This window comes from Ligilactobacillus equi DSM 15833 = JCM 10991, assembly GCF_000615765.1.
Classification (GTDB): domain Bacteria; phylum Bacillota; class Bacilli; order Lactobacillales; family Lactobacillaceae; genus Ligilactobacillus; species Ligilactobacillus equi.
The window spans coordinates 1-13,422 of record NZ_BAMI01000056.1 but is presented as its reverse complement, the minus strand read 5'-3'; the positions used below and the strand labels follow the sequence as shown (position 1 = coordinate 13,422).

General features: G+C 35.5%; 14 protein-coding genes. 4 read left to right on the top strand and 10 right to left on the bottom strand.

What is annotated here, in order from left to right; genetic code table 11:
- The first annotated feature begins 330 nt into the window (after positions 1-330).
- Positions 331-915 carry an IS3 family transposase gene (locus tag JCM10991_RS13650; protein WP_155889642.1) on the top strand — a complete coding sequence of 195 codons (585 nt, stop codon included), beginning with the start codon at positions 331-333 and terminating at the stop codon, positions 913-915.
- Positions 876-1,031 carry an IS3 family transposase gene (locus JCM10991_RS16455; RefSeq protein WP_155889643.1) on the top strand — a complete coding sequence of 52 codons (156 nt, stop codon included), beginning with the start codon at positions 876-878 and terminating at the stop codon, positions 1,029-1,031. Before JCM10991_RS13650 ends, JCM10991_RS16455 begins: the two co-directional genes overlap by 40 nt.
- 333 nt (positions 1,032-1,364) lie before the next feature.
- Here the strand turns inward: JCM10991_RS16455 and rpe are convergent, their stop codons facing one another.
- The 10 genes from rpe to JCM10991_RS09835 form a co-directional block, all read right to left on the bottom strand.
- Positions 1,365-2,018 (bottom strand): ribulose-phosphate 3-epimerase, encoded by a 654-nt coding sequence (gene rpe, locus JCM10991_RS09880; RefSeq protein ID WP_025021371.1) that lies wholly within the window; start codon positions 2,016-2,018, stop codon positions 1,365-1,367.
- A 16-nt stretch (positions 2,019-2,034) separates the two neighbouring features.
- Positions 2,035-2,853 carry a sugar-phosphatase gene (yidA, locus tag JCM10991_RS09875; RefSeq protein WP_025021370.1) on the bottom strand — a complete coding sequence of 273 codons (819 nt, stop codon included), beginning with the start codon at positions 2,851-2,853 and terminating at the stop codon, positions 2,035-2,037.
- Positions 2,846-3,328, bottom strand: a complete 483-nt coding sequence (locus JCM10991_RS09870) for a hypothetical protein (protein ID WP_025021369.1) — start codon at positions 3,326-3,328, stop codon at positions 2,846-2,848. The genes yidA and JCM10991_RS09870 overlap by 8 nt, the downstream gene beginning before the upstream one ends.
- Before the next feature lie 78 nt (positions 3,329-3,406).
- A complete protein-coding gene (gene tkt / locus JCM10991_RS09865; RefSeq protein WP_025021368.1) occupies positions 3,407-5,401 on the bottom strand; it encodes a transketolase in 1,995 nt (664 codons plus the stop codon).
- Positions 5,402-5,413: 12 nt separating this feature from the next.
- The gene (fsa, locus tag JCM10991_RS09860) at positions 5,414-6,070 is read right to left on the bottom strand and encodes a fructose-6-phosphate aldolase (protein WP_025021367.1); all 657 of its coding nucleotides are present in this window, start codon (positions 6,068-6,070) and stop codon (positions 5,414-5,416) included.
- A gap of 11 nt (positions 6,071-6,081) precedes the next feature.
- Entirely contained in the window at positions 6,082-6,792 is a 711-nt protein-coding gene (locus JCM10991_RS09855; RefSeq protein WP_025021366.1) for an HAD family hydrolase, read from the bottom strand.
- Positions 6,793-6,853: 61 nt separating this feature from the next.
- The gene (locus JCM10991_RS09850) at positions 6,854-8,131 is read right to left on the bottom strand and encodes a class II D-tagatose-bisphosphate aldolase non-catalytic subunit (RefSeq protein WP_025021365.1); all 1,278 of its coding nucleotides are present in this window, start codon (positions 8,129-8,131) and stop codon (positions 6,854-6,856) included.
- A 45-nt stretch (positions 8,132-8,176) separates the two neighbouring features.
- Entirely contained in the window at positions 8,177-8,479 is a 303-nt protein-coding gene (locus tag JCM10991_RS09845; RefSeq protein WP_025021364.1) for a PTS fructose-like transporter subunit IIB, read from the bottom strand.
- A gap of 28 nt (positions 8,480-8,507) precedes the next feature.
- Entirely contained in the window at positions 8,508-9,581 is a 1,074-nt protein-coding gene (locus JCM10991_RS09840; protein WP_025021363.1) for a fructose-specific PTS transporter subunit EIIC, read from the bottom strand.
- Positions 9,581-10,054, bottom strand: a complete 474-nt coding sequence (locus tag JCM10991_RS09835; protein ID WP_025021362.1) for a PTS sugar transporter subunit IIA — start codon at positions 10,052-10,054, stop codon at positions 9,581-9,583. Before JCM10991_RS09835 ends, JCM10991_RS09840 begins: the two co-directional genes overlap by 1 nt.
- 343 nt (positions 10,055-10,397) lie before the next feature.
- On the opposite strand from JCM10991_RS09835, the gene JCM10991_RS09830 reads away from it, so the two are divergent.
- Both JCM10991_RS09830 and JCM10991_RS14670 read left to right on the top strand, forming a co-directional pair.
- On the top strand, positions 10,398-12,308 hold the full coding sequence (locus JCM10991_RS09830) for a BglG family transcription antiterminator (RefSeq protein WP_025021361.1): 1,911 nt from the start codon (positions 10,398-10,400) through the stop codon (positions 12,306-12,308).
- Positions 12,309-13,422, top strand: a 1,114-nt coding sequence (locus JCM10991_RS14670; protein ID WP_162149519.1) for a PTS sugar transporter subunit IIA, incomplete at its 3' end; no start/stop codon positions are given. It lies immediately after the preceding gene.

The window sequence follows — 13,422 nt, the reverse complement described above, 5'->3', positions numbered from 1 at the left end:
AATTTACGACATTCTAGGCGTGAATTTTCTGTTGATTTCAAGCTCTATGTGATAAACTACTACCTAAATAATGATTTTTCAATGTCTGAAGTTGCCTCTTCCTATAATCTCTTGTGTTCTCAGGTATCTATATGGTTCAAGTTATTTATTTAGGGATGGTGGACTAGAGGCCTTGAAACCGAAGAAGAAAGGTAGGCCAAGTAAGATGTCAAAGATAAGTAAGAAGAATGCCCGTAAAATATTGAAGAAGGAAAACGACGAAATGGAGGCGTTGAAACAAGAACTCCGGCAAGTTAAGATAGAGCGTGAATAGCGGAAAAAGGCAAGTGGATGGGAAATTACACATACGGCTACCGCCGTATACTGCCACTCCTCCAAGAGGCGGGTTACCATATGGCTGAAGCGACCTTATGTCGCTTAATGAGCGAATTAGGCGTCCAACTGGCGATGTACAATCGACCTAAGAATGACCGATATTCTTCTTACAAAGGTACAATTGGTAAGGTGGCTCGAAACCTACTGAATCAAACATTTGATGCCACTAATCCCTACACCGTCCTTCATACTGACGTTTCACAGATACGTTTAGGTAATTCTACTTGGGCCTATATGTCAATCATCTTGGACCAGGCTAAGGTTTTAGCTGCTTCTATCAGCCAAAGTCCAAATAAACTGCTGATTACGGACACGTTAAAACAACTTGAAGACAAACTTCCTGAAGGTGTTAATCCCATTATTCACTCTGACCAAGGTTGGCACTATCAATTGGACTACTATCGTGAAAAGATTGATTCATTGGGTCTAACCCAAAGTATGTCCCGCAAGGGAAATTGTTTAGATAATGCCCCTATGGAGAGTTTTTTCACCTTTTCAAAATCGAATCGCTACCTGAAATCAAGAGCTGTAAGGACATAGCTGAGTTCACATGGCTCTTCAGAAAGTATATCAATTGGTATAATAACGACCGAATTTCGAACAAAACAAAAAACATGAGCCCAGTTGATTACCGGACCCATGTCTTAGCTGCTTAAAATATATTTTGTTTTTGTCTAACTTTTTTGTTGCACTTCACCAGGATCCCTGAAGCAACCTTTTTAAATATAACGACGACATTTTAAAATATAACGACAAAGTAAAAAACTTGTCGTTATATCGTTTAAAAAAGTCTATTTTGATGCATAATTTGTATGCCAATTAACACCCGAAAAACGTGTGATTTCAACATTTACCAGTAAACTTTGTACTACGGTGCAATATAACGACAAGGTTAAAAATTTGTCGTTATATTATTCGTAAAGTTCACTTTAGTAAGCACTAAATCCGTCCAAATAACATCTTCGCTAGTCGTTAATCAGAAAAACTAGTTATCTTCTCTCCGCTGCACCTATGCGTAAAGCGTTTAGCCGTTCAACTGGGTTCTCTACCCTAAATACATAGGATCCCGCTACCGCCACGGTTGCGCCAGCTTTCTTAGCTAGTTGAATAGTTTGGTCGTTAATTCCCCCATCAACTTCAATTTCAAAGTTTAGGGCATGTTGGTGCTTGTATTTTGCAAGTTGACTAATTTTTGATAATGTTTCTTGCAAGAATACTTGTCCGCCTAAACCTGGGTCAACTGTCATGACTAACACTTGATCAACTATCGCTAAAACTGGTTCGATTACACTTACTGGAGTTGCTGGGTTAATAACAACTTCCGCCTTCATACCCAGCTCTTTAATCTTCACTAAAGTCCTATGTAAGTGTGGACACGCTTCATAGTGAACTCCGACAATGTCCGCTCCTGCTTGTTTTAAAACGTCTAGCATATTTTCTGGATTGGTTACCATTAAATGGCAATCAAAAACTTGTTTAGAGTATGGACGCAGAGCCTTAACAACATTAGCCCCAAAGGTTAGATTATCCACAAAATGTCCGTCCATTATGTCAATGTGAATATACTCAGCATCAGCTACTTTTCCAATCTCTGTTGCTAAATTAGCAAAATCTGCACTTAAAATTGATGGTGCTAACTTCATAAAATCGCCCCTCTCTTTATTTTAGCGCAAGACGTTTGATTGCCTTCGCTACCCCGTCATGATCATTGTCAGCCGTCAATTCATTCACGACTTCTTTCACAGCAGGTACGGCATTTTCCATCGCAACAGCTGTTTTGGCGAATTCTAACATTGGAATATCGTTTTCTTCATCTCCGATAGCCATTACATTATCAGCTGTTAATCCCAAAATATCACACAACTTATCTAAAGCAGTTCCTTTATTAACCCCCTTGGTATATGCCTCATAATAAAAAGCAGCTGTTTTAGTAAATTCCAAGCGGTCTTCTAATGGCGCAAAATATGTCCGGTCAGCAATCGCTGGGTCTAAAATTTCCGGTTCATCAATAAACATCCCTTTTACCATTGGAATATCTTTCATTTCTTCTGGCGTTCGATAAGAAATTCCCATAGAAACAAGATTAGCTTCATATAAGGTATAGTAGCCGATATCCTTGTTGCTAGTATAGATTCTATCTGGACTAATCACTTGGAAGTGAAGATTTTTCTTACGAGCAATCGACTCTAAATCAACAAAGTCTTCATAGGAAATTCCATTTTGATATAATGGCTTACCTGACGTTGTTTCAACCACATTCCCGCCAAAACAAACCACATATTGATCATCTTGATTATCTAGTTCTAATTCTTTCAAAAGTTTAGTTACTCCAGGAAGAGGCCGTCCGGTACAAATTACCACCTTAATTCCTTGATTTTTCGCTTCTTTAATTGCCACTTTAACCCCTTCAGTTAACTCTTTCTTCGAATTAACCAGAGTCCCATCGATATCAATGGCAATTAGCTTAATTTCACTCATAAGTTTGTCCTCCTAGAAAATTACTTAATATTACTAAATCCTCATTACTAATAGCTTGCTTTAAAACGACACTACATGAAGCATCGCGTCGACTGTAACTATCCTTAAAATAGCCTGGATGAGCATATTTATCACTCACCGCTACCGAAGACACCTTTAATTTTAATAAATCATAATGGTATTTTTCAACTAATTCTTCAAGACTATTTTGAAATAATTCGCCCTCAAATTTATTATTTTCAAAAATCGAAAATAATAATTTCTTACCTTTTAGCATTGCTTCTTCAAGCTTTTGATAAGATAAGATTAGTGACTTATCATCTAATTGCGCTTTCTTTTCTAAATCTTTAAATCCTTCAAAATCATATAGAAATTCTCTAAACTTCTGTACTGAAATTAACTCCAAATTATCATATTTTAGCTTTGATTCATCAACTATATCCTTGTGTATAACAAGTGCAAGTTTTTTGGTCATAATATTCCCACCTCACTTTATATAAAAAAGCCTAACGATTAATTTCTTAATCGTTAGGCTCAGTGTAATAGCATCTAATTATAAACCTAAGAAGCTATTAACCACATTTTCAGTATTCATACCACACTTATCAAGCACCAAATTCCCGGGGGCAGATGCTCCAAAGTCATCAATACCTAAAGTTAATCCGACACTACCCGCATATTTAGCCCAGCCAAAGGTCGATGCTGCTTCGATTGTAACTCTCTTTGTTACTTCTGGAGGAAGGACTGAATTTTTGTATTTGTCATCTTGTTGTTCAAATCTTTCTAAACTTGGAAGAGATACAACCGAAACGTCTTGTCCTTTAGTTAAGAGTTCTTCACGGGCACTTAGCGCTAAATTAACTTCTGATCCAGTAGCGATTAAGATACCATCAGCGATTTTTTTACTTGATTGTGCAACAACATAACCGCCTTTATCAACACCTTTAAATACATCACTTTGAGGTAATGGTAGCGTCTTAAGGTTTTGACGACTCAAAACAAGTAACGTTGGCTTGTCGAGTGTATTCAAAGCTACTTCCCAAGCTGCTGAAGTTTCAGTTCCATCTGCCGGACGTAAAACTTGCACATTTGGAATTGCCCGTAAACCCGCTAACTGTTCAATTGGTTCGTGGGTTGGTCCATCTTCACCAACTGCAACGGAATCGTGAGTTAACACATAAATTACAGGTTGCTTTTGTAAAGCAGATAACCGAATTGCTGTTTTTAAGTAATCGCTAAATACGAAAAATGTTCCTCCGTATACTCTGGTACCACCATGTAGCATAATACCATTCATAGCGCATGCCATTCCGAATTCACGAACACCAAACCACAAATTACGACCTTCGTATGAACCTGGTTGAAAGTTTGCTTCGCCAGCTATCATTGTTTTATTGGAACTCGATAAATCAGCTGCCCCACCCCATAATTGAGGTAATTTTGGTGCTAATGCATTAATAGCTTTTTCGCTAGCTGATCTGGTGGCAATACTATCATTTTCATCATATTGTGGTAAAATATCTTGAAGAGTACCTAATTCTTTGCTTGAGAAACCGTCGGAAAGTTTTTGTGCAAGTTCTGGGTATTCTTTTTGGTATGCAGCAAACATTGCATCCCATTGTTTTTCTAATTTTTTACCTTTATCTTGGATTTCTTCTTTAAAGCGTTGTGCCACTTCTGCTGGTACAGTAAATTCAGGGTAGTCCCATCCGTAAGATTTTTTAGCAAACTTAACACCATCTTCACCTAAAGGATTCCCGTGAACACTGTTAGTTCCTTGTTTTTCAGCCCCATATCCAATTGTTGTCTTAACTTCAATTAATGACGGTTTAGAGGTGTTCTTCTTAGCCAACTTAATGGCTGCATCAATTGCGGCTAAATCATTTCCATCCTCTACACAGATGTGTTCCCACCCATAAGCCTGGAAACGAGCGCCTACATTTTCAGTAAATGCAGCTGAGGTAGGTCCGTCTAATGAAATACCGTTAGAATCATATAAAACAATCAACTTGCCTAACTTTAGGTGACCCGCTAAGGAAGCAGCTTCATGTGAGACACCTTCCATTAGGTCACCATCACCTACAAGTGTGTAGGTGTAGTGGTCAATTACTGGATAACCTGGTTTATTATACTTAGCAGCCAAATGTTGTTCTGCCATTGCCATCCCGACAGCCATCGAAACACCTTGTCCCAATGGTCCTGTTGTTGCTTCCACACCATCAGTGTGACCATACTCTGGATGACCTGGAGTCTTGGAACCCCATTGTCTAAACTGCTTCAAATCTTCAATCGTTACATCATAACCTGAAAGGTGCAACATACTGTATAATAAGGCCGATCCGTGCCCAGCTGATAAAATAAAGCGGTCACGATTTTTCCAAGTCAGATGTGTACTTGGATTAATATTCATATGGCGTGTCCATAAAACATAAGCCATCGGTGCTGCACCCATTGGTAAACCTGGGTGACCTGAATTAGCTTTTTGAATCGCGTCAATTGAAAGAGTGCGGATTGTATTTACACCTAATTGATCAACTTTATCAAACATGTTCTCACCTTCTTATTTTTTTTGATTTTCTTCAAATTCAGCCCAATCTTTCATAAAGCTAGCTAGACCATTATCAGTCAATGGGTGCTTAAACATTTTACCAAAGACACTTGCTGGTATTGTTGCAATGTCAGAACCAGCTAAAGCAACTTCTTCTACATGCTGTACGCCACGAACACTAGCTGAAATAATTTCAGTATCAAAGTCGTAGTTGTCAAGTACCTTGCGCAGGTTCTTAATTAATTGAACCCCATTAGATCCAATATCATCTAAACGACCTAAGAATGGTGAAATGTATGTTGCACCTGCCTTAGCAGCCAACAAACCCTGAGCTACGGAAAAAATCAAAGTTACATTAGTCTTAATACCTTCTTGACTAACTACGCGTACAGCCTTTAAACCTTCTTCAGTCATTGGAATTTTCACAACAATGTTATCAGCCCACTTAGCGACACTCCGAGCTTGTTCAATCATTTCATCAGCTTTTGTAGCTGTAACTTCTGCTGAAACTGGACCACTTACAATTGTTGTGATTTCCTTAACAACAGTTTCAAAGTCACGACCTTCTCTAGAAATCAAGGTTGGGTTTGTTGTAACCCCATCAACTAGTCCTAACTCTGCATATTTACGAATATCATCTGTATTTGCTGTATCTAAAAAGAATTTCATTTTACTTTGCCTCACTTAGTTTTTATAAATTCTAAAATTTTATCAATTTTATCAAAAGTAGATATCTCTAAATCAGGTTCTATCGACATATCCGATATATTATGGCTACGATGGTTAAACCAGATTGACTCACAACCCGCTTTTTTTGCAGCATACACATCATTAAGATAGTTATCACCGATGTAAATGATATCACTCGTAGATATATCTAACTTACCTGCAACTACTTGGAAAATCTTTGGGTCCGGCTTACTGATTCCTAATTCTGACGAAATAAAGATTCTATCCTCAGGAATATAATTTAAAATTTGTAATGCTTTCATCTTATTTGTTTGGTGCTTTAAATTGCCGTTGGTAATTATACCCAGAAAAGTGTTTTTACTTATTAATATTTTTAGCAACTCTTCAACACCAGTAAATAAGTGAATAGATTTTAGGTTTTCATTATAAACTTCTTGAAAACTTAAAATTTGAGTATTAGAAGCAAAATACTCCATATCTTTAAGCGTCAACTGCATCCTAGCAAGCCACATATTTTCAATATTTTCTTGGGTATTAGGAAATAGTGGAAACACTTCGTCTGATTTTTGCCTAAATAACTTATATAATTTATCCCAATTGGAAACTTTTATCTCAGGAAAACTAGTTTTAAAAGCATTCACAAAAGGTAACTCTTGATCGTATAGTGTGTCATCAAGATCCCAAAATATATACTTTTTCACAGAAAGCCACTCCTTAAAGCATAACTAAGTAACTACTTTCGCCGTTACTTAGCCTATGCTATTAAATATTTTTAACGTCTGTAGTTAATCCTGTTAAGTTTAAGTCAATTACATATTGTAAGATTGGACGCTTGATGTGTTCCACGACAAATCTTTGAGCATCAATGCTATTTGCATTTAAATTAGCAAATAACTTCTTAATTTCTGCCTTCACTTCATCGTCGTTAAATGCATAGTGACCAGAAATGTCCAAAATTTGTTGTGAAAGTTCTTCATTAGCTAAAATATCGTCGACTTTCAAATTAACATCGTCACCTTCCATCCACTTACGCCAGCGTTCTGTACGAATTGCTTTATCCAAAAGAACATCGTACAACTTAGAAGGTTCTTTAACTAAACCTTCTTTAGCCAACCGTTCTTCAACCTTAACCAACTTCAAATATGCTCTCGTTTCTTCTGTACCATATTGAGGTGCTACGTTAGAAGCTGTAATGTGTGAAGGATTGTGCAATAATAATGTTTCATCATTCATATAATCTGCATTGTGTTCTTTCAAACCAACACCATACTTAGCTGCCATTTTAGCTAAATCAATCGCATTTGCATAATTCCAGTGACCTACTTGTTCAGTTAAACGAGTAAGTGTACCCGTTTGACCAACAATAAATGTTGGCATTGGTAAATCACGCTTATTTAATTCTTCTTGAAGGCGTTGGATGAAAAATTCGTACTTATCAGTTGACGTCAAACCACCATTTGTTTCTTCAGTACCTACTTCATAAGCAATTTCTGGCAAGTTTCTCTTCTTACGTTCAGTTTCACAGTATTCCAATAATTCTACAGTCCAATCGATAACCTTATCTAAATCAACAACCTTACCAATTTGGAATGGATCCTTAGTTGGGTCAATCATAAGAAGGTCAAAGCCTGCTTCAATATCAGCTAAGTATGATTCTTTAGCTAGCTTCATTGCTTCTTCCACTGGTAAGTGAGCATTACGTTCTTCGTCACGTTGCCATGGACCACCGTGGTCACGACACAGATAGTACAAACCATCAAAGTTAACTTTATCAGCAATTGCTTTTATATCTTTAGCAAATGTTTGTTGGTTCCAGCCATTTACATAACCACCACCAAGCTCGTCTTTGTCTACCTGGTTACGACTAGCGATGAACATTAGTGGAAAATCATAATCACGCGCTAACTCAAAACTAGCTTGTAATAAATTAGGAGACATTGGTCCAATACCTACAAGTGTTGAGTAGCGATTTTTTTCTTTTTGAAGTTTCAACATATTTTGCACAGTTGCACGTAATGAAATAGCATTTGATTCAGTCATTTTTATTACTTCCTTCCAAAATTTCAAACATTTCAGCCTATAAATTTACATTGTTAATAGTTTTTTCATTAAAGCATCTGATTTAGCGATAATCTTTTGCGCACTTAATTGAATAACTTTTTTACCCTTAAAGCGTTCTGTACCAGAGATAGCAGTATCATTTGTCAAAATAACAAAGTCTGCATTTTTAATTTCTTCTGCAGTTAACACATTTTCTGGACCGGAGCTACCTTGAGTTTCAATCTTTACCCCAATACCATTTGCTTTAGCAGCTTGTTCCAAGGATTCGGCTGCCATATAAGTATGAGCCACCCCACTAGGACAAGACGTAATACCTACAATATTCATAATTAAAATCCTCCTCGTAACCCTTTAATTAAAATGTTTCTACATCAAGATCAAAGTCATCGTCTTCACTTAATTCTTCAACTTCTTCCTTCCAATCTTTCTTCCAGAAACCAACAATTGCAGCTGTTACAAGTGAACCTACAAGAACTGCAACTACATACCAGATTCGGCCACCGACAACTGGAAGTGTGATTAAACCACCCCAAGGAGCGTGACTCACAACACCGAAGTAAGCAGAAATCATACCAGCAACAATTGAACCAATTGTATTAGCTGGGATAACACGTACTGGATCAGAAGTGGCAAATGGAATTGCCCCTTCTGTAATACCACAACACCCCATTAAGATAGCAGCAAGGCCTGTTTGACGTTCTTCAGCACTAAACTTTTTACGGAATAATAGTGTAGCAATTCCCATACCAATTGGTGGTGTAGCAACTGCAGGTCCCATAATCCCCATCAAGAATGGAAGTTTTTCAACTTGAGTTTGACAGAACGTAGCAGCAACCTTGTTAATTGGGCCACCCATGTCAACCCCTAACATACCACCAATTAATGCACCCAATGGAACACGAGCCGCTCCACCCATGGACGCTAAAGATGTAGTCATCCAATTCATAAATGTAGCAACTGGCCCAATAATAAATAGCATAATTGCACTTGGAATCAACGTTCCCACCAGTGGATAAAGGAAAATAGATCCTAGAACCTTGTAATGTGAAGAGATTTTAATCTTTAATAATTGTTGGACTGTTAAACCTGCAATTAAACCACCTAAAATCCCACCAATAAAACCTGTGTGAATTTGAACAGCTAAGTACGCTGTAATAAAACCAGGTGCAATTCCCGGCCGTCCAGCTAAACTAAAAGCAAAGTAACCACCCAAAGCTGGAATATACAATGCTAAACCTGCTGAACCTACCAAACTAAGTTGATAAATCCAACCATCCTTGGGAGTTGGTGCTGCTGCCTGTCCTGTTAACATGACAGCTACTGCATAAATCACACCACCAGCGACCACAAAAGGAATCATATATCCAGTAGCTGTCATTAAATGCTTTTGTGCTGTAGCCCACCAGGCTGTTTTCTTTTTATTTTCCATTATAATTTCCCCCCCGTATCGGAACCTAACGCAGTATTATCGTACATTAGTTGTTTAACTTCCTCGGAATCTAAATTACGTAAACCGTTTCTAAAATCTTCATGCATTAATGATCTAGCCAACTGTGCTAAAATTTTAAGATGTAAATCCCCTGCGGATTTCTTGGGAACTGCAATTAAAAAAATTAAATCAACTTGATTATCATTATTCCAAATGATTGGATTATTTAATCTTCCAACCACAACAACCGCATTTTTAACATGGTCACTCTTCGAGTGTGGAAGACCGATATTATGACCAATATACGTAGGTAATTCATCTTCCCTTGAAAAAACATCTGCTACAAATGCGTCCACATCAATTACAAATCCTTTATCTGCAAGATACGCTCCTATTTTTGAAATAGCTTCTTGTTTTGTTTTCACATTCAAATCAAAATATGTTTCAATAGATACTGGTTTTGTTTCTGACATTTACTTCACACCTCTTTTACCAATAATTAGGTAAATTTAGAAATTACTTAGACGTCTTTGGTTATTTCTCTTATTTACACTTTTAATTATATCCTTTATTAAAGCGGTTACAATCTCTTGTTGGTATACCTTTAAAAAACTTCTTTAAACTTATCAAGGTAAATCTAAGTGCACTAATTACAATAAGTTTACTAAAAAATCTATCATTACCCATAGGGACAACAATAATTTTTCTCGCCACATACTGGTTATCCCTTTAAAAGTATACTTTTAATTAGTTTAATATATTGGCTTTGAACATAATTATTGTCATAAAGTATACTTATTACGAGGGGGTAGAATAATGAATATAAGAAAAAAAGAAAAGCAAGTAATTAATGATATAATAGCCCTACTTTTGACAAAAAAATTAGTACACTATAGCGATATCCAAGAGTATACTGGCTTATCAAAACGTACTGTTGCAAAATATCTTAATGATGTTGAAGTATATCTTAACTCAAAAAATCTTAGTTTAATTAGAAAAAGAAATAAAGGAATATATATCGAAGGTGATCTTAAACGTTTAAAACATACAACTAGTCTTACTGAGAACGTCGTAAATACAGACATCACTGCTAGAATCCTCAGTATGCTAATTCAAACTAATAATGCCATCTCACTCGACGATTTAGCTGATAAACTATTCATTAGTAAATCCACTTTAATCAGAAAAATAGAATATTTAAAAAATAATTACAACTTAGAAATTTATAGTTCAAAAAAAGGTATTTCTGTCGACCCAAATAGTAATATTACTAAAGATGCACTGACTAAATATGTACAAAATCACCTGAAATCAAAAGCTTATGTTATTCAAAATAAAATGCGATATAAATATACTTTTACAAAGAACATGCCTACTCTTTTTCCTGAAGAGATTTTTACTAGAATTAGCAATGTCATTGAAAATTTTGTTCATTTAACAGGGCTCTTGATTGAAAGACGTATGTATGAATTGTTAATTATTCACACCGCCATTGAAATTGCTCTTTTTAAGCAATATAATCAATATCCTAAAAATAACATGTTCGATGAATATAGTTCAGATAATCTTAGTATCTTTATTTATTTGATATCTTCTGAGTTTAACCTTTCAATAACTACTGATGCTTTGGAATATACTAATCACGACTTAATTTTTATAGAAAATAAAAATTTAAAACGGGATATTACAATCAATAAAATTGTTATCAATAAAGGTAATTTGAAGAAAATACTTGAAAAAGTCATTCCTCGCTATGACGATATTTTAATCAAAAATTTAACTAACCATCTTTACGAACTAATTACTCGCTATAAACTAAATGTTTATATGGATAATCCTTATAAAGATGAAATTAAGAGAAAATATCCTGTTGCTTTCGATAATGCATTAGCTTTAAGCAAGAACCTCGGTGAGTTACTTAGCATAAGCATAACTGAAAGTGAGGTGGGATTCATTACACTGCACTTCGAAGCATTTATTCATCGACAAGTTAATCTAACAAGTAGTAAAATTCGTATTCTAATTATTTGTTCATCAGGGTATGGCTCCTCTGTTTTGCTAAAACAAGAAATTGAGCAAAAATATAGTGATAGAATTGAAATAGTCAAAACTATCTCAGAAGATGAATTCGTAAAAAACCAACAGTTGAACTTTGATTTGATCATTAGTACTATTGAAATAGAAAACGTTAACACAAATATTATAAAAGTATCTCCATTACTATCGAAAAGTGATGAACTATTTCTTGAAAAAGAATTTGATCGAATTAAACGAGAGCAATATGGAAATAATGTCTTCCTAAGGTTAATAAAAAAAGACAATATTATCATGGCTAACGAGGATAACTTGACGCCGAGTGACGTCATCACAAAAATTGTAGATAATCTGCAAAATAACAACTATGTTCGCAAAGGAATGTTAGAAGCTTCACTAAATAGGGAAAAACTATCATCTACTGGATTACGTAATGTTGCTATTCCTCATGGTAACCCAACTTTTGTAAATGTCCCCACAATTAGTGTCTTCATCAATAAAAAATCTATTAAGTGGGGAGAAAATCGTGTTCACATTGCATTTTATATGGCTTTAAATGATCAAGTAGAAGTCGAAATTGATAAATTATATAAGTACTTCTATTCTTTAATTCGGAATGATAAAAAAATTTCTGAGCTTGTAAATTCTAAGGATCCTGATGATTTTATGGAAAAACTGCTACTGCTGCAATAGTTGAAAGGTGTTGACTCAACTATGATAAAAATTCAAAATCATTATGTCAGAATTGAAACATTATTTAGTATGGGTGCCAAAACTAAAAAAGAAGCTATTACCAACATTACAGACTATTTATTAAATCACAATATTATTTCTGACAAAGCAAATATTGAAAAAGCTATATTTGCTCGAGAATCAGAATTGCCCACCTACATCGGTGATAGTATTAGTCTCCCGCATGCACGTTCTTCTGCCGTAAAGCAAGCAACAATTTTAGTTGGAAAGTTACTTAACCCAATACTTTGGGATAATCATAATTATGTTAATTTCATTTTTTTAATTTTAGTCCCCGAAAAAACAAAGAGTAACCTCCACCTAAACATTATTGCGTATATTTCACGTTTAATGGTGCATAAAAACTTTAGAAATATTATAATTCATGGAAATGAAAAAGAAGTAAAACAATTACTTACTTCAAAAGCCACCACATATAATATTAATTCTAATAAGCTTCCTAACTCAAAAAATATCTATAAATCTATTTTAAAACGTCTAATGACAGCAACGGGTTACATGTTACCATTTATCGTTATTGGTGGTGTCTTATCCGCCATCCCCATTATGTTAACTGGTAGTCATCGAATCCCTAATCCTAGTGATGGTTTAATTTTTCAATTATATAATGTTGGACAAATCGGAATGATGCTTTACATTCCAGTTTTTGGAGCATATTTAGCATATAGCATGGCTGGTAAGCCTGGATTAGCCCCTGGTTTTATTACCACCTACTTAACAGCATCACTTAACTGTGGATTCTTAGGTAGCATACTTAGTGGGTTATTAGTTGGTAATACCATTTTACTACTTAAAAAAATCTATATAAAACACCCATATGCGTCAGTCTTTACAGCGCTAATTTATCCTATTATAGGAACTATTATTCCTTGTGTACTTATAGGTTTATTCGTAGCTAGTCCACTTGCTATAGCAGTTGCGTCAATTAACCATCACCTTTCCTCAATTCAAGGAATGTCTAGAACCTCTTTAGGAGCAATTGTTGGAGCTATGATTGGTTTTGACTTTGGTGGCCCTATTAATAAAATTGCTGCCACCTTTTGTCAATCTCAAA

Bases quoted from the DNA above. Each gene is read 5' to 3' on its own strand.
- JCM10991_RS13650 (WP_155889642.1), top strand. From the start codon at position 331: ATGGGAAATTACACATACGGCTACCGCCGTATACTGCCACTCCTCCAA.
- rpe (WP_025021371.1), bottom strand. From the start codon at position 2,018: ATGAAGTTAGCACCATCAATTTTAAGTGCAGATTTTGCTAATTTAGCA.
- yidA (WP_025021370.1), bottom strand. From the start codon at position 2,853: ATGAGTGAAATTAAGCTAATTGCCATTGATATCGATGGGACTCTGGTT.
- JCM10991_RS09870 (WP_025021369.1), bottom strand. From the start codon at position 3,328: ATGACCAAAAAACTTGCACTTGTTATACACAAGGATATAGTTGATGAA.
- tkt (WP_025021368.1), bottom strand. From the start codon at position 5,401: ATGTTTGATAAAGTTGATCAATTAGGTGTAAATACAATCCGCACTCTT.
- fsa (WP_025021367.1), bottom strand. From the start codon at position 6,070: ATGAAATTCTTTTTAGATACAGCAAATACAGATGATATTCGTAAATAT.
- JCM10991_RS09850 (WP_025021365.1), bottom strand. From the start codon at position 8,131: ATGACTGAATCAAATGCTATTTCATTACGTGCAACTGTGCAAAATATG.
- JCM10991_RS09845 (WP_025021364.1), bottom strand. From the start codon at position 8,479: ATGAATATTGTAGGTATTACGTCTTGTCCTAGTGGGGTGGCTCATACT.
- JCM10991_RS09840 (WP_025021363.1), bottom strand. From the start codon at position 9,581: ATGGAAAATAAAAAGAAAACAGCCTGGTGGGCTACAGCACAAAAGCAT.
- JCM10991_RS09835 (WP_025021362.1), bottom strand. From the start codon at position 10,054: ATGTCAGAAACAAAACCAGTATCTATTGAAACATATTTTGATTTGAAT.
- JCM10991_RS09830 (WP_025021361.1), top strand. From the start codon at position 10,398: ATGAATATAAGAAAAAAAGAAAAGCAAGTAATTAATGATATAATAGCC.